This window comes from Pseudaminobacter soli (ex Li et al. 2025) (genome assembly GCF_003012705.1).
GTDB classification, from domain to species: domain Bacteria; phylum Pseudomonadota; class Alphaproteobacteria; order Rhizobiales; family Rhizobiaceae; genus Pseudaminobacter; species Pseudaminobacter soli.
This window is the reverse complement of record NZ_PXYL01000005.1, coordinates 221,416-237,575: the sequence shown is the minus strand read 5'-3', so window position 1 is coordinate 237,575 and position 16,160 is coordinate 221,416. Positions and strand designations below refer to the sequence as shown.

Below are 16,160 nucleotides of genomic sequence, written 5' to 3'. Positions count from 1 at the left end.
CTGATATGGCAAGGCCCTCCCGTTGGGAGGGCCTTTTCTTTTTGTCCAAGGCGGATGCGAGGGCGTTGGGCTTGGCCGGCGCCAAGAGCGAGATGACTCCTTTCGGGGCGCCATCTCGCTCTGGGTTTTTGCCCTACGAAACCGCGTCGAGCCCGAGTGCGAGCAGGCGGTCGAGCTGCTCGATTTCGGCGGCGGTCAGGACGATGCCTTCGGCCTCGGATCTGGCGCGCGCGGCGTAGCGGCGCTGCGACGGCAGGCGGGCGCCCTGGCCGGCGATCTGCTCAAACAGCGTCTCCGCGCGGGCGAACGGGTCGCCGGGGCGGCCGGCCGAGAAGGCCTGAGGCGAAAAGGCGAGGATGAGCTCGCCGTGGGGCGGGGCCAGCGTCGTGGTGCCGAGATATTCGAGCACTTCCGGGCTGGTCAGGTCGCCGATCATGATGCCGGCCAGAAGTTCGACCATTGTGCCGATGGCCGAGCCCTTGTGTCCGCCGAAGGGCAGCATGGCGCCGGCCAGCGCGGCTTCCGGATCGGTGGTCGGATTGCCGTCGGCATCGATGGCCCAGCCTTCGGGCAGCGGCTTGCCCGCACGGCGATGCAGCTCGATCTCGCCGCGTGCGGCGACCGATGTTGCAAAGTCGAAGACGTAAGGCGACTTGCCCATACGCGGCCAACCGAAGGCGATGGGGTTGGTGCCGAGCAGCGGCTTGTTGCCGCCGGTGGGCGCGACGGTCGAATAACTGGGGCACATGACAAGCCCGGCAAGGCCCTGCTCGGTCAGTGCTTCCACCTCCGGCCAGAGGGCGGAGAAATGCGTGCAGTCGTTGATGACGAGCGCGGCAAGGCCGCAAGCGCGGGCGCGGTCGGCGAGCGCCGGTACGCCGAGTTCGAAGGCCGGATTGGCAAAACCGCACTTGGCATTCACCCTGACGATCGCCGAGCCTTCCTGAAGCACGAGTTCCGGCACCGCATCCGGCTTCACCTTGCCGGCCTTGACCGTGCGCAGCGTGCCTTCGATGCGGTAGATGCCGTGCGATTTGCAGGCGTCGCGTTCTCCGGCCGTGATCACCCGGGCAAGCGCGCCCGATTGAATGGCATTGAGCCCTGCCTTGCGGAAGATCGCCTCGACGCGCTCGTGAAGCGCGCTGATGGGCAGGGCGGTAGTATTACTCATCTCGTCTCTCTCGTGGCTGAGCCCGACCGGAACGGGCAGTGCGGTTGAAGTTTTGCATACATAGAGTATACAAATACTCGACAAGTGCAAACGACTGCGGGTCGATCGCTGGCGATCTGCGCGCCGGATCATCGAGAAAGGAACCTCATATGGTCTTCACCCCAAAAGGAAAACACCTCGTCGCGGGCGAATGGCTCGATGGCGCCGGCACGTTCGCGAGCGCCCCGGCGCATGGCCCCGTGCATCACTTTGCCGCCGGCACCGTCGAGCTGGTGAACCGCGCCTGCGAGGCCGCGGAAGAAGCCTTCTGGAGCTATGGCTATTCCTCGCGCCAGGAACGCGCGGCCTTCTTGCGCGCCATCGCTGACGAGATCGAAGCCCGCGCCGAGGCGATCACCGAGATCGGCAGCCAGGAAACCGGCCTGCCCGAAGCGCGGCTGCAGGGTGAACGCGGTCGCACGACCGGCCAGCTCAGGCTGTTTGCCGACCACATCGAGAAGGGCGACTACCTCGATCGCCGCCTCGATGCGGCATTGCCCGAGCGCCAGCCGGCGCCGCGCCCGGAAATCAGGCTGATCCAGCGGCCGGTGGGACCGGTTGCGGTGTTCGGTGCCTCGAACTTCCCGCTCGCATTTTCGACCGCAGGCGGCGACACAGCTGCGGCGCTCGCTGCCGGTTGCCCGGTGGTGGTGAAGGGCCATTCGGCGCATCCCGGCACCGGAGAGATCGTGGCCCAGGCCATCGAGGCGGCGATTGCCAAGACCGGCGTACATCCCGGCGTGTTTTCGCTGATCCAGGGTGGCAGCCGCCAGGTGGGTCATGCACTGGTGCAGCATCCGCTCATCAAGGCCGTAGGCTTCACCGGCTCGCTCGCCGGCGGCCGCGCGCTTTTCGATCTCTGTGCGGCACGGCCGGAGCCGATCCCGTTCTTCGGCGAGCTCGGCTCGGTCAATCCGATGCTGATGCTGCCCGAGGCGCTTAAGGCGCGGGCCGAGTCGCTGGGCCAGGGCTGGGCGGGTTCGCTCACCATGGGCGCCGGCCAGTTCTGCACCAATCCCGGCATCGCTGTGGTAATCGACGGCGCCGACGCCGACCGCTTCATCGGCTCTGCGGTCGAGGCGCTCGGCAAGGTTGGTCCGCAGACCATGCTGACCGACGGCATCGCCAAGGCCTATCACTATGGACAGGAACGCTTCGCGACGCGAAACACCATCAAGCCGCTGCTCGTGACCGAGTCTTCCGGCCGGGCCGTCACCCCCAATCTCTTCGAGACGACGGGCGCGCAGTTCCTGTCCGATCATGCGCTGGGCGAGGAGGTGTTCGGGCCGCTCGGTCTGGTGGTTCGGGTGGGCTCGCTCGACGAGATGGAGCAGATCACGCGCGGGTTCGAGGGCCAGCTGACCGCGACCATCCACATGGATGCGGGCGATCTGGAAGCCGCTCGCCGCCTGCGTCCGGTGCTGGAGCGGAAGGCGGGCCGAGTGCTGGTCAATGGCTTCCCGACCGGGGTCGAAGTGGTCGATTCCATGGTGCATGGCGGGCCCTATCCGGCCTCGACCAATTTCGGCGCCACCAGCGTCGGCACCATGTCCATCCGCCGTTTCCTGCGGCCGGTCTCCTACCAGAACATGCCTGAAGGCCTGCTTCCCGAAGACTTCTTGGCCTGATCCTTTGGGCGAGATGACTTCTCTTCGACCAGCCATCTCGCCCAAAGTATGCGATTTTGCCGCATGATCTTGCCCAAAAGTCTCCCACTTTCTGGGCTCATGCGCTGAGCCGATAAGGGTGGGCTTTCCATTGGGGAAGGTCCACTCTTGCGGCGCGACAAATGCGCCGTTGCCATATACTTTTTGTATACGCCTTGTATTTTTGAATTGATTTACGCTCTCCGACGCGAAATAGTGCGCCGCCGTCAACAGACAGACCTACTCAGGGAGAGAGTGTAAGAATGAGAATTTCGGTCCTCGCCTTCGGCCTCATGGCCGCCACCGCACTGACTGGCCAGGCTCACGCCGACAAGCTGGACGATATCATCGCCTCGGGCACGCTGCGCTGCGCCGTCGTGCTCGACTTCCCGCCGATGGGCGCACGCGACGAGAATAACAACCCGATCGGCTTCGACGTCGACTACTGCAACGATCTGGCCAAGGCGCTTGGCGTCACCGCCGAGATCGTCGAGACGCCGTTCCCCGAGCGCATTCCGGCGCTGATGTCGGGCCGCGTCGACGTGGGCGTCGCCTCGACCTCCGACACACTGGAGCGTGCCAAGACCGTCGGCATGACGGTTCCCTACTTCGCCTTCGAGATGGCGGTCACCGCCAACGACAAGTCGGGCATCAAATCCTTCGAGGACATGAAGGGCAAGGTCGTGGGTGCCACCGCCGGCACGTTCGAAGCCATCGCGCTCGAAAAGTCGGTCAAGGAATGGGGTGTCGGCGAATTCCGCCCCTACCAGACCCAGGCTGACGTCTTCCTCGCGCTGAGCCAGGGCCAGATCGACGCCACGGTCTCCACCTCGACGGTTGCCCAGTCCAATGTCAAGAGCGGCAAGTTCGCTGGCATTTCGGTCGTCGGCAAGGCTCCGTATGACATCGACTATGTCGCGCTCTTCACCAACCGTGAGGAATACGGCCTCATCAACTACCTCAACCTGTTCATCAACCAGCAGGTTCGTACCGGCCGCTATGCCGAGCTCTATGAAAAGTGGGTTGGCGGCGAGGTGCCGTCCCTGACGGTGAATGGCGTCTATCGCTAATCGGACCGTTTCTTTGACGGCGCGAGGCAAAAACCTCGCGCCGTTTATCCTTCCCAAGGTGAGACGGTAATGTTCCACTACACCTTCCATTGGAACCAGGCGCTCAAGGCATTGCCGCAGATGCTCGATGGCGCGTTGGTCACGCTGCAGATCGCGCTTCTGTCCATGGCAATCGGGCTGGCAGTGGCCATCGCCCTGACCCTGTTCCGGCTATCCGGCAGCCGCATCCTAGGCGCCCTCGCCACCGCCTGGATCGAAGTGGCGCGAAACACACCCGCGCTGTTCCAGATCTACATGGCCCATTTCGGGCTCGGCAATTTCGGCATCCACCTGAGCCCCTTTACGTCGCTTCTGGTAGGTATCGCGTTCAACAACGCGGGTTATCTGGCCGAGAATTTCCGTGGCGCGCTCAAGGCAATCCCTGACACGCAGGCACGGGCAGGCCGCTCGCTCGGCATGACTTCGCTGCAGGCTTTCCGGCTCATCGTCATGCCGCAGATGCTGCGCGTTGCCTTCCTGCCGGTCACCAACCAGATGGTTTGGGCAATCCTGATGACCTCGCTTGGCGTCACCGTCGGCATGAACACCGACCTCGCCGGCATCACGCAGGAGCTGAATGCCCGTTCCTTCCGCACCTTCGAGTTCTTCGCGATCGCCGCAGTGATCTACTACGTCATCGCCAAGGCCGTCACGCTGGCCGCCCGGGCCTTCGCCTCGCGCATGTTCCGCTACTGAGAGAGGTGAGAGAGATGTTCAACACTGCCCTCTCCTGGAGCGATCTCGTCTTCCTTGCGCATGGCGCGGGGATGACGCTTGCCGTCACCGCCGTGTCTGTCGCCGCCGGCACCGTGCTCGGCGTCCTGTTCGGCGTGATCCGCTTCCAGCTCGGCCCCTACTGGGCCGCGCCGCTGACCTTCGTGCTCGACGTGTTCCGCTCGGTGCCGCTTCTGATCCAGCTCGTGCTGGGCAATGCCCTGCAGTCGATCATGAAGCTGGGCTGGCCGCCGTTCACGACCTCCTGCGTAGTGCTGTCGCTCTATACGGCGGCCTATTGCACCGAGATCGTGCGCGGCGGCATCGACTCCGTGCCGACAACCACCCGTCGCGCAGCCCGCTCGCTTGGCATGAGCTGGTTCCAGGACATGCGCTACATCGTGGCGCCGCTCGCCATCCGCGTTTCGCTGCCTTCGTGGATCGGGCTGACGCTCGGCGTCATGAAGGACTCTGCGCTCGTGCTCTGGCTCGGGCTGATCGAGCTCCTGCGTGCCTCGCAGATCCTCGTCACCCGTCTGCAGGAGCCGCTGTTCATCCTGCTGATCTGCGGTGCCATCTACTTCATCATCAGCCTTCCCATCGCCAGACTTGGCGGGTATCTCGAGAAACGGTGGTCCCCCAATGATTGAGATCGAAAACGTCCGCAAATCCTTCGGCCAGCTGGAGGTCCTCAAGGGCATCAACCTCACCGTAAAGAAGGGCGAGGTCGTCACCGTCATCGGCGGCTCCGGCTCGGGCAAGTCGACCCTGCTCACCTGCATTAACGGCCTTGAGCCGATCGCGTCGGGCAAGGTGATGATCGACGGCACCGATGTGCATGCCAAGAGCACCGACCTCAACAAGCTGCGCCAGAAGGTGGGCATCGTTTTCCAGCAATGGAACGCCTTCCCGCATCTGACCGTGCTGGAGAACGTCATGCTCGCGCCCCGCAAGGTGCTCGGCATGTCGAAGCAGAAGGCCGAGGAGATCGCGGTGAAGCAGCTGACCCATGTCGGGCTCGGCGAGAAGCTGTCGGTCTATCCCAACCGCATGTCGGGCGGCCAGCAGCAGCGCATGGCCATTGCGCGTGCGCTCGCCATGTCGCCAGAATATATGCTGTTCGACGAGGTGACCTCGGCGCTCGACCCCATGCTGGTAGGTGAGGTATTGGATACGCTTCGTATGCTCGCTTCCGAGGGCATGACCATGATCTGCGTGACCCATGAAATGAAGTTCGCCCGCGAGGTCTCCGACCGCGTGGCCTTCTTCCATCAGGGTGTCATGGCCGAAATCGCGGCGCCGGAACAGCTGTTCGACGCGCCGGAGCACGCCGAGACCAAGAAGTTCCTGGCCGCAACGCATTGAGGGCATGATGAAAGAGCAGGCTCAGGCCGACGTCATCGTTATCGGGGCAGGGGTCGTCGGGCTCTCGGCGGCGATTGCCGCGCAGGCGAGGGGGCTTTCGGTCACCGTTCTGGATCGCGAGGGCCCTGCAGCCGGTGCATCGGCCGGCAATGCCGGAGCCTTTGCCTTCACCGATATCCTGCCGCTGGCCTCGCCGGGCATCCTGAAGAAGGCGCCCAAATGGCTGCTCGATCCGCTCGGCCCGCTGGCGGTGCCACCGGCCTATGCGGTGCAGATTGCACCCTGGATGTTCCGCTTCTGGCGTGCCTGCTCGCCGAAGCGCGTGGCTCATTCCACCACGGCGCAGACTGCGTTGATGGATTTGTCGAAGGTGGAGCTGGAGCCTTTCCTGCAGCAGAGCGGCACGCTGCCGATGCTGCGCAAGGAGGGCAATCTTCAGGTCTATGAGGGCGAAGCCGAGCTCAAGGCTTCGCTTCCCGGCTGGAAGGCGCGGGAGGAGCACGGGATCGAGTTCCGACACCTCAACGCGGCGGAGATGGCCGAGATCCAGCCCGGCCTCGCGCCACGCTTCACCCATGGCACCTTCACGCCCGGCTGGTACTCCATTGCCGACCCCAAACTCTATACGATCGCCTTGGCCGACCACTTCCGCGCATCGGGCGGACCGATCGAGCGCGCCGAGGTTACGGCGCTGCGCCCGGTCGACGGCGGAGTCGAGGTGCTGACCGCCGATGGCGGCGTGCGCCGCGCGGGCAAGGTGGTGCTAGCGGCGGGTGCCTTCTCACACCGGATCGCCCGGACGATCGGCGAGAGCATCCCGCTCGAAACCGAGCGCGGCTACAACACCACGCTTCCCTCCGACGCCTTCGACCTGCGTACCCAGGTGACGTTCGGCGGTCACGGCTTCGTTATTTCCCGCCTGTCGACCGGCATCCGCGTCGGCGGCGCTGTGGAGCTCGGCGGGCTGAACCTGCCGCCGAATTTCCGGCGGTCCGAGGCGATGCTCAAGAAGGCGCAGACCTTCCTGCCGGGACTCAAGCCAGGCGGCGGAGTGCAGTGGATGGGCTTCCGCCCGTCGCTGCCCGACAGCCTGCCCGCAATCGGTGCGGCCCGCGCCACGCAGCGCGTCATCTACGCATTCGGCCATGGCCATCTCGGCCTGACCCAATCGGCAGGCACTGCCCGGATCGTTGCCGATCTCTTGACCGGCAAGGCGTCCGCCATCGACATTACATCTTTTTCGCCTCAAAGATTCTGACAGGGGTCTCGGCCATGGCCAACCATACTTTCTCTTGCATTGACGGACACACTTGCGGAAATCCCGTCCGCCTCGTTTCGGGCGGCGGCCCCCGCCTCGAGGGCGCGAACATGCTGGAAAAGCGCGCGCATTTCCTGCGCGAGTTCGACTGGATCCGCACCGGTCTGATGTTCGAGCCGCGCGGCCATGACATGATGTCGGGCTCGATCCTCTATCCGCCGACGCGGCCTGATTGCGACGTGGCGGTGCTGTTCATCGAGACCTCGGGCTGCCTGCCCATGTGCGGCCACGGCACCATCGGCACCATCACGATGGCGATCGAGAACGGCCTGATCACCCCGCGCGAGCCCGGCAAGCTGTCGATTGACACGCCCGCCGGCAAGGTCGACATCACCTACCGCCAGGAAGGCCGCTACGTCGAGGAAGTGCGCCTCACCAACGTGCCCGGCTTCCTCTATGCCGAGGGACTGACTGCCGAGGTCGAGGGCCTGGGCGAGATCGTCGTCGACGTCGCCTATGGCGGTAATTTCTACGCCATCGTCGAGCCGCAGAAGAATTTCCGCGATATGGCCGACCACACGGCTGGCGAACTGGTGGGCTGGAGCCCGAAGCTGCGCGCGGCACTCAACGCCAAGTACGAATTCGTCCACCCCGAGCATCCGCAGATCCAGGGCCTCAGTCACATCGAGTGGACCGGCAAGCCGACGGTCGAGGGCGCGCATGCCCGCAACGCGGTATTCTATGGCGAGAAGGCCATCGACCGCTCGCCCTGCGGCACCGGCACTTCGGCCCGCATGGCCCAGCTCGCCGCCAAGGGCAAGCTGAAGGTCGGCGACGAATTCGTCCATGAATCGATCATCGGCTCGCTGTTCAAGGGCCGGGTCGAGGCGGCGACGAAGGTAGCCGGCCGCGATGCGATCATTCCCTCCATCGCGGGCTGGGCGCGGCAGACCGGCATCAACACGATCTTCATCGATGACCGTGATCCCTTCGCGCACGGCTTCGTGGTGAAATGAGCCACGCAGTGCCTGCTCGCAGTATCCTTGGGGGCACGGCTAACGGCCCCATTATCGTCGCCGAAGAGGCGCTGAGCTTCTGGGGCGGGGTCAACCCCGCCACCGGCAGCGTGATCGACGTGCACCACCCGCTGCACGGGGTCTGCCTCACCGGCAGCATCCTGATGATGCCATCGAGCCGTGGCTCCTGCACCGGCTCGGGCGTGCTGCTTGACCTCGTGCTGACCGGGCGCGCTCCTGCGGCGCTGGTCTTTTCCGAAGCCGAGGATGTGCTGACGCTTGGCGCGCTGATTGCATCCGAGCTGTTCGGCAAGCCACTGCCGGTTCTGCGCCTCGCCCCCGACGCTTTTGCGGCCTTGTCGCGTGCGAAGTCGGCGCGGATCACCGATACGGCCATCGAGGCCGATGGCCTGACGCTGCCCGTCAGCCCGCCGGCGACCTCGGCGCTCGACCTTACCGAGGCCGATCGCGCCATGCTTGACGGCCAGGAAGGCGTGGCGGTGCAGCAGGCCATGCGCATCATCTGCGCCATGGCCGCGCAGCAGGGCGCGCTGGGTCTCGTGGATGTTGCGCAGGCCCATATCGATGGCTGCATCTATGCCAGCCCGGCAAACCTGACCTTTGCTGAAAAGATGGCCGAGATGGGCGCGCGCGTCCGCGTGCCAACGACGATGAATGCCATTTCGGTCGATCGAGCCAACTGGCAGGCGCAAGGCGTGCCGGACTCGTTCGGCGACCCGGCGGCGCGTCTCGCCGATGCCTATGTCCGCATGGGGTGCCGGCCGACATTCACTTGTTCGCCCTATCTCCTCGACAGCGCGCCTCGTGCCGGCGAGCAGATCGCCTGGGCGGAGTCCAACGCCGTGATCTTTGCCAACACCGTGCTCGGCGCGCGGACGGCAAAGCACCCCGATTTCCTCGATCTCTGCATCGCGCTGACGGGGCGTGCGCCGCTGTCCGGCGTCTATCTCGACATCCATCGCAAGGCCCGGCGCGTCATCGACGTGGAATTGCCCGCCAACGTGGACGATTCCTTCTGGCCGCTGATCGGCTATCTCGCCGGTCGCGCGGCGCCCGACCGCATTCCGCTGCTGCGCGGTCTTGGCGATGCTCGGCCTTCGCGCGATGACCTCAAGGCGCTCTGCGCCGCATTCGGCACCACTTCCGCCGCGCCGATGCTGCATGTGGAAGGGGTGACGCCCGAAGCCGACGGCGCTGCAGCCGAAGGCGCCGACACTGTTGTCATCACCCGGGCCGATATGGCTGCGGCGTGGAAGATCCTGAATGCAGGGCCGGAACAGGTGGAACTCGTCGCCATCGGCAGCCCGCATGCCTCGCTCGATGAGTGCCGGGCGCTAGCCACCGCACTTGGCGGCCGCAAGCGCAGTCCCGGCGTGTCGGTTATCGTCACTGCCGGCAACCAGGTGATCGCCGACGCGCGTTCAGACGGCACGCTTACGCGGCTGGAAGAGAGCGGCGTGCAGGTTCTGCCCGACCTTTGCTGGTGCTCGATCTCTGAGCCAGTGTTCCCGACGCGGACCCGCGCGCTGATGACGAATTCCGGCAAATACGCCCACTACGGTCCGGGTCTTTCGGGCCGCGCGGTGCGCTTCGGCAACCTGGCCGATTGCGTGACCGCCGCGCTCACCGGGCATGTTCCCGAGCGCCTGCCGGACTGGCTTTCCTAAATCGAGATGACGTCTCTCCGAGTCGCCATCCAGATCTAAGTTATTGTTTTGCAAAATGCTCTGAGGAGGAGCACCCATGCGCAGTACGAAAACCATTCACGTGATCTCCGCCCACGCCGAAGGCGAGGTGGGCGATGTGATCGTTGGCGGTGTCACGCCGCCGCCGGGAGCGACGCTTTGGGAGCAGAGCCAGTGGCTCATGCAGGACGAAACGCTCCGCAATTTTGTCTTGAATGAGCCGCGCGGCGGCGTTTTCCGTCATGTCAATCTGTTGGTGCCGCCGAAGCATCCGGAAGCCGATGCGGGCTTCTTGATTATGGAGCCTGCCTATAACCCTCCGATGTCGGGCTCGAACTCGATCTGTGTGTCCACGGTGCTGCTGGACAGCGGCATCCTGCCGATGCAGGAACCGGTGACACACCTGACCCTCGAAGCCCCTGGCGGCCTCGTCCGCGTGCGGGCGGAGTGCCGGAACGGCAAGGCCGAACGCATCTTCGTACAGAACTTGCCGAGTTTTGCCGATCAACTCGATGCCAAGCTGGAAGTTGAGGGACTGGGCACGTTGACGGTCGACACGGCCTATGGCGGCGACAGCTTCGTCATCGTCGATGCGGCGGCGATGGGCTTCAGCCTCAAGTCCGACGAAGCGCATGACATTGCGCGCCTGGGCGTGAAGATCACCAACGCGGCCAATGCCGCGCTCGGCTTCCACCATCCCGAAAACCCGGACTGGAAGCATTTCTCCTTCTGCCTCTTCGCCGGTCCCGTCGAGCGCACCGCCGAAGGCCTGCGCGCTGGTGCTGCCGTGGCGATCCAGCCCGGCAAGGTCGACCGCTCGCCCACGGGCACGGCGCTTTCGGCGCGGATGGCGGTGCTGCACGCCCGCGGTCAGATGGGGCTGGAGGATCAATTGACGGCCGTATCGGTGATCGGCTCGACCTTCACGGGCCGCATAGTCGGCACCACCGAGGTCGGCGGCCGGCCCGCGATCCAGCCGGAAATTTCAGGCCGCGCCTGGATCACCGGCACGCATCAGCACATGCTCGACCCGTCGGATCCGTGGCCCGAGGGCTACCGGCTGACCGACACTTGGGGCGCGCGCTGACCCGATAGGGGAGGCGACAAGAGCACTAGATCGAGCGGCGTCAATGGGCGCCGCTTTCGTCTGTGCGCCGGATCATCCCCGTCCGCGGTAGGGCGGAACGCCCTGCTCGGGGATCCAGACGTCGGCCGGCGCCGTGCCGGTCTGGTAAAAGACGTCGATCGGAATTCCGCCGCGCGGATACCAGTAACCGCCGATCCTGAGCCATTCGGGCTCCAGACGGTCGACGAGCCGTCTGGCGATCGACACGGTGCAATCCTCGTGGAAGGCACCGTGGTTGCGGAAGGACGTCAGGAACAGTTTTAGCGACTTGCTTTCGACCAGCCACTCGCCGGGAACGTAGTCGATCACCAGATGCGCGAAGTCGGGCTGACCCGTCATCGGGCAGAGTGAGGTGAATTCGGGCGCGGTGAAGCGGACGCAATAGCGAGTGCCGGCCTGCGGGTTGCGCACCCGTTCCAGTACGGCGGTCTCCGGACTGGCGGGGATCGGCGTGTCTTTGCCGAGTTGGGTGAGTTCTGAGTAGATGTTGGATTGCGACAAGTGTGAGTGCCTTTCCAATAAGGCCCCCAACGCAGTCACATCGCACGGGCTGCGACGTGTGATGACTATCTCGGTGTCCTTGTTTTGACCGGGTAGGCTGCGACCGGAGGCAGTGATGCCACTGCCTGCGAGATACCAGTTCGCCTTCCCGGCGTAAAGATCGACCGCTTCCTTGGTAAGGTGATGGCCCAGCTATGCGACTTAGCCCTGGGCCAACTTCTCGATCAGATATTTGCCGAGGACTTCGACGCGTTTTGGCAGCGGCCCCTCGGGCGGCGTCACCCAGTGGACAGCGCCCGGTGGGATAGACCAATCAGGCAGCAATCGCTCTAGCTGATTGGACTGAAGCGCCTCGCCCAGCAGAAATTCCGGTAAGATGCCGACGCCAATGCCCGCGATCAGTGCCGGCAGCATGGCATCTCCATTGTTCACCCGAAGCGGACCCGAGGGGCGCACGCTGACGGATTTACTGCCCTTCGTGAAGCGCCAGATCTCCGTGGTCATGGTGTAGCTGTAGCTGATGCAGCGGTGCTGCGAGAGGTCGAGCGGTTGTCGCGGTCTCCCGTGCTTATCCAGGTAAGCGGGCGAGGCGACCAGGTGGCGCGGCATCTCGCACAGCCGCTGTGCAACGAGCGAGGCGCCGGGCTGGACGGCGATGCGGATCGCAGCGTCGAAACCTTCCCCGATGAGGTCCATCATTGCGTCACTCAAATGGAGATCGATCGATATGTCGGGGAAGGCGGAAAGAAACTCCGGAAGTAGTGGGGCCACCCGCAACATGCCGAAGGACATGGGAGCGGTCAGCCGCGCCAATCCGCTCGGAGTTCTAGCCTGGGCCTTGGCAACATCCTCGGCTGTTTCCCCCTCGGAAAGGATGTGGGCAGCGCGGCCCACGAGCAGTCGTCCGGCATCTGTCAGCTCGAAGCGGCGAGCCGTGCGGATGATCAGCCGCGCGCCGAGCCGCGCCTCAACCCTGCTGACCGCCTTTGATACGGTCGCTTTCGAGAGCCTCAGCTCAGCGGCTGCTTCGGCGAAGGAGCGGCACTCCGCAACCTTCGCGAAAATGGCGAGCCCTTCAAGGTCCGGCAGTCTGGCCATGATGATAAACTTCGAAACCTTGGGTTTCGATAGTTTCTATTTCTAAATCGAGCCGCTGTCCATAAACTCGGATTGAGCGGAACCCGTTGCATCCTGCGATACCCGCGGAACAGCGATTGGCCGCTTCGAGCTTTCCCCCTTCTTCAGGTCGTATAGAGTTTTGGTAGGTGGAAGATGAACGTCAAAACAGCAGACCAGATCCGCAATGAGCAACTGATCCGCAGCCTGTACCATTACGCCGAGGCTGACTCCAAAGACACGCCGAAATTTGTCTCGCTCTTTGCGGACGGCGGCTACTTCTATGATGTGGCCGGCGGAAAGAAGTACTATGGCTCCGACATCGGCATCACGGTCGACGTCTATGCCGCCGCTTTCCCCGACATGCACAGGGAGCTCAATAGCCTCTATTTCTACGAGAATGTCGTCATCGTCGAATTGTCGCTGAATGGCACGCATAAGGGCGATCTGGTGATGCCGGCTGGGACAATTCCTCCGACAGGGAAAGAAATGCACACGCCGTGCTGCGACGTCTTCCACGTGGAAGGCGGGAAAGTCACGTCATTTCACTGCTACGTCGCGGTTCCCATTCTTCTGGCACAGCTTGGTGTGCTCATGAATCTCGAAGCAGCCTTCAGACACTGACCAGGCACATCCGCGATGTCCTTCTGCGAACACGCAAAGGACATCGCCATCTCTCTGGGGCAGCGGCTTCCGAGCGTGCAGCAGCCGCCAGCATTGGAAAGTTGAAGGCGGCGGCACAGTCCCTCGATGCCATCGGTGCTTTCCTTGCCGAGAGGCTGCAGGGGCGTGCGAGTTCGTAAATCGCCCTAGATTGAGATCACAAGCGCCAATACCCGATCTGAACCCCATTGCGCCCGGCACCACGCTCGGCCGCCAAAATGGAGGATCCAAGATGCCCAATGCCAATGAACGGATGCAGGTTCTTCTGGACCGGGTCGCAAGCGGGCGACTGAGCAGGCGCCGTTTCCTGAGCGTCGCCAGCGCTGCCGGTCTTACCCCCGGGCTTTCGCCCGCCATGTCAGATCACGCGTTCGCCGCCGGCGACAATCAGGCGGCCAACCAGGCCAAGCTCGGGGGCGCCTACGACTACATCGTCGTGGGTGCAGGCGCCTCGGGCTCGATCGTTGCCGGCGAGCTGTCAAAGACCGGCGCCAAAGTTCTGGTCATTGAATCGGGCGGCGCTGATACGGCACCCACGATCAGCAATCCCAGTATCTGGTTCTATAATGTCAGCGGTCCCTTGGACTGGAATCTACCGATCGCACCCGTTCCCCAGCTCAACAACCGAAAATTCAACATGGCGCTTGGTCACGTGCTGGGTGGCGGCAGCTCCATCAACGCGATGGTGTGGTCGCGCGGACTGGAGCGCGACTACGACGCCTGGGAGGCAGGCGGCGCGAAGGGATGGGGCTTCAAGGACGTCTTGCCGACATACAAGGCCCAGGAGGATTGGGAAGGCGGCGCGAACCAATGGCGCGGCGTCGGCGGACCCGTTCACATCCGGATACCCGGCGATCCCCATCCGACGGCCCCAGCCTTCCTGGAGGCTGCGCGTCAGATGGGTTTTCCCATCATCGACGACATGAACGGCCCGATGCGCGCTGGGGCCGGCTATATCAATATGAATATCGCCGCTGATGGCTCACGGGTGAGCGCGTCGCGCGCCTTCTTGCAGCCGAACCTCGACCGTCCCAACCTCACTCTGCTCCTCAACAGCACCGTCACCAAGGTCGTCTTCGAGGGCGATCGTGCAAGCGGCGTGGAACTTGTCACCGCCGATGGTGCCAAAAGCGTCAGGGCAAGTCGTGAAGTGATCCTCGCGTCCGGCACGATCCATAGTGCGAAGCTTCTCATGTTGTCCGGCGTGGGTGACGCCACGCAGCTTCGAAAACTCGGCATCGAGCCGGTCGCGAATTTGCCGGGAGTCGGCCAGAACCTGCAGGATCATGTCCTGGTCTCCGGCGTCGTCTACCAATACAAGGGCAAGATGCCGGAGCGCCCCGCGGACAGCAATGCGGTGGAGGCCGAAATCTACTTGTCGAGCGGCGTCGACGGCCATCCGACCGATATCAACCTTGTGCTGGAGCAGCTTCCGCTCGCGACGCCGGAGGCAGCGGCCCGTTTCGGCGCTCCCCCGACGGAAGGTTTTACGATCGCGCCCGCGCTCGTTCAGCCGACCAGTCGCGGCCATGTGCGGCTCGCCAGCGCGGATTGGCGCGATGCGCCCATCATCGAAGGCAATCATCTGGGTACGGACCGCGATCTCGCGGCAATAGTGCGGGCGATCGAAGCGGCCCGCGAGCTCGGCAACAAGGCTGCGCTCGACGGCGTCCGTGAAGCAGAGGTCGTACCAGGTCCCAAAGCCACCAGCCGGCAGGACTTGATCGACTTCGCGCGGACCGCGTCTGCCAGTTTCGGTCACGCGGTAGGCACGGCCAAGATTGGTACCGGCGCCGATGCCGTGGTTGACAGCGAGCTTCATGTCCACGGCCTGCGCGGCCTGCGCGTGGCGGACGCATCTGTCATGCCGTCGATCATTTCGGGTCCGACCAATGCCCCGGCCTTCATGATCGGCGGCCGCGCCGCCGAGCTGATCAAAGCCGCCAGATAGTGAAGGTTGGCCGCTCGTAACGCCGCGCAACGCCAAACGGAATCGGAACGCCTATGGTGGTGGTAGACCGGTCGACGTATGCCATCGAGCGGCGGCACCGGCTCCTACGGAAAGCGGTGTCTCGCTGGTGCTCAAAAGCCGACGTCTGACGATTGCGCCTGACGCTAAGTACTTGATTTTCTGGGTGGATGGTGGGCGTGACAGGGATTGAACCTGTGACCCCTACGATGTCAACGTAGTGCTCTCCCGCTGAGCTACACGCCCATCCGACGAGGCGGCATAGACCACTTTTGGCCTGGGCCGTCAATAGCGAGAAATGGGAAAAGTTGCAGTTTTTTGACCAGCCTTTCCCAAAGCCCGCAAATCCGCCTCAGGCGGCGTGCAACATTTTTTCGACCTCGGTGACGAGGTCGCGCAGATGGAAGGGTTTCGACAGAACCTTGGCGTCGCGCGGCGCTTTCGAATCGGGATTGAGGGCCACGGCCGCGAATCCGGTGATGAACATCACCTTCAAATCGGGGTCGATTTCGGTGGCGCGGCGGGCGAGCTCGATGCCGTCCATTTCCGGCATGACGATATCGGTCAGCAACAGCGAGAAGGGCTCTTCGCGCAGGCGCTCATAGGCGCTGGCGCCGTTGTCGAAATCGCTTACGTCATAACCGGCGCGTTCCAGCGCCTTCACCAGAAACCGACGCATGTCGTCGTCGTCTTCCGCCAGAAGAATGCGTGCCATCGTATCCTGTCCGAATCACTCCGCGGGACCCGCTGTGCAGGAGCCC

At 63.9% G+C, this 16,160-nt stretch carries 15 protein-coding genes and 1 tRNA gene; 11 read left to right on the top strand and 5 right to left on the bottom strand.

What is annotated here, in order from left to right:
* Positions 1 to 133: 133 nt before the first annotated feature.
* Positions 134 to 1,171, bottom strand: a complete 1,038-nt coding sequence (locus tag C7I85_RS12740; RefSeq protein WP_106724364.1) for an Ldh family oxidoreductase — start codon at positions 1,169 to 1,171, stop codon at positions 134 to 136.
* A 149-nt stretch (positions 1,172 to 1,320) separates the two neighbouring features.
* Here C7I85_RS12740 and C7I85_RS12735 point away from each other — a divergent pair, with 149 nt between their 5' ends.
* The 9 genes from C7I85_RS12735 to C7I85_RS12695 all read left to right on the top strand — a co-directional run bounded on the left by C7I85_RS12735 (position 1,321) and on the right by C7I85_RS12695 (position 11,111).
* The gene (locus tag C7I85_RS12735) at positions 1,321 to 2,838 is read left to right on the top strand and encodes an aldehyde dehydrogenase (NADP(+)) (protein WP_106724363.1); all 1,518 of its coding nucleotides are present in this window, start codon (positions 1,321 to 1,323) and stop codon (positions 2,836 to 2,838) included.
* A 281-nt stretch (positions 2,839 to 3,119) separates the two neighbouring features.
* The gene (locus C7I85_RS12730; RefSeq protein ID WP_106724362.1) at positions 3,120 to 3,926 is read left to right on the top strand and encodes a transporter substrate-binding domain-containing protein; all 807 of its coding nucleotides are present in this window, start codon (positions 3,120 to 3,122) and stop codon (positions 3,924 to 3,926) included.
* A 69-nt stretch (positions 3,927 to 3,995) separates the two neighbouring features.
* Positions 3,996 to 4,661, top strand: a complete 666-nt coding sequence (locus C7I85_RS12725) for an amino acid ABC transporter permease (RefSeq protein ID WP_106724361.1) — start codon at positions 3,996 to 3,998, stop codon at positions 4,659 to 4,661.
* 14 nt (positions 4,662 to 4,675) lie between these two features.
* On the top strand, positions 4,676 to 5,329 hold the full coding sequence (locus C7I85_RS12720; RefSeq protein WP_106724360.1) for an amino acid ABC transporter permease: 654 nt from the start codon (positions 4,676 to 4,678) through the stop codon (positions 5,327 to 5,329).
* Positions 5,322 to 6,044: an amino acid ABC transporter ATP-binding protein gene (locus C7I85_RS12715; protein ID WP_106724359.1), complete on the top strand. Its 723-nt coding sequence runs from the start codon at positions 5,322 to 5,324 to the stop codon at positions 6,042 to 6,044. The genes C7I85_RS12720 and C7I85_RS12715 overlap by 8 nt, the downstream gene beginning before the upstream one ends.
* Positions 6,045 to 6,051: 7 nt before the next feature.
* Positions 6,052 to 7,302: an NAD(P)/FAD-dependent oxidoreductase gene (locus C7I85_RS12710; RefSeq protein ID WP_106724358.1), complete on the top strand. Its 1,251-nt coding sequence runs from the start codon at positions 6,052 to 6,054 to the stop codon at positions 7,300 to 7,302.
* A gap of 14 nt (positions 7,303 to 7,316) precedes the next feature.
* Entirely contained in the window at positions 7,317 to 8,318 is a 1,002-nt protein-coding gene (locus tag C7I85_RS12705; protein WP_106724357.1) for a 4-hydroxyproline epimerase, read from the top strand.
* Complete coding sequence (locus C7I85_RS12700) at positions 8,315 to 10,006, top strand: aconitase X (protein WP_106724356.1); 1,692 nt, start codon at positions 8,315 to 8,317, stop codon at positions 10,004 to 10,006. The genes C7I85_RS12705 and C7I85_RS12700 overlap by 4 nt, the downstream gene beginning before the upstream one ends.
* A 76-nt stretch (positions 10,007 to 10,082) precedes the next feature.
* Complete coding sequence (locus C7I85_RS12695; protein ID WP_106724355.1) at positions 10,083 to 11,111, top strand: trans-3-hydroxy-L-proline dehydratase; 1,029 nt, start codon at positions 10,083 to 10,085, stop codon at positions 11,109 to 11,111.
* A gap of 72 nt (positions 11,112 to 11,183) precedes the next feature.
* Here C7I85_RS12695 and queF read toward each other — a convergent pair whose 3' ends face one another.
* Both queF and C7I85_RS12685 read right to left on the bottom strand, forming a co-directional pair.
* A complete protein-coding gene (gene queF / locus C7I85_RS12690; RefSeq protein ID WP_106724354.1) occupies positions 11,184 to 11,651 on the bottom strand; it encodes a preQ(1) synthase in 468 nt (155 codons plus the stop codon).
* Between the two features lie 201 nt (positions 11,652 to 11,852).
* The gene (locus C7I85_RS12685; protein WP_106724353.1) at positions 11,853 to 12,749 is read right to left on the bottom strand and encodes a LysR family transcriptional regulator; all 897 of its coding nucleotides are present in this window, start codon (positions 12,747 to 12,749) and stop codon (positions 11,853 to 11,855) included.
* Between the two features lie 174 nt (positions 12,750 to 12,923).
* On the opposite strand from C7I85_RS12685, the gene C7I85_RS12680 reads away from it, so the two are divergent.
* The gene (locus C7I85_RS12680) at positions 12,924 to 13,391 is read left to right on the top strand and encodes a nuclear transport factor 2 family protein (RefSeq protein ID WP_106724352.1); all 468 of its coding nucleotides are present in this window, start codon (positions 12,924 to 12,926) and stop codon (positions 13,389 to 13,391) included.
* A 271-nt stretch (positions 13,392 to 13,662) separates the two neighbouring features.
* The gene (locus C7I85_RS12675; RefSeq protein ID WP_106724351.1) at positions 13,663 to 15,381 is read left to right on the top strand and encodes a GMC family oxidoreductase; all 1,719 of its coding nucleotides are present in this window, start codon (positions 13,663 to 13,665) and stop codon (positions 15,379 to 15,381) included.
* Positions 15,382 to 15,570: 189 nt separating this feature from the next.
* On the opposite strand, the gene C7I85_RS12670 is transcribed toward C7I85_RS12675, so the two are convergent.
* Both C7I85_RS12670 and cpdR read right to left on the bottom strand, forming a co-directional pair.
* Positions 15,571 to 15,645: transfer RNA gene (locus C7I85_RS12670), tRNA-Val, on the bottom strand.
* A 106-nt stretch (positions 15,646 to 15,751) separates the two neighbouring features.
* A complete protein-coding gene (gene cpdR / locus C7I85_RS12665) occupies positions 15,752 to 16,114 on the bottom strand; it encodes a cell cycle two-component system response regulator CpdR (protein ID WP_106724350.1) in 363 nt (120 codons plus the stop codon).
* Positions 16,115 to 16,160 lie beyond the last annotated feature (46 nt).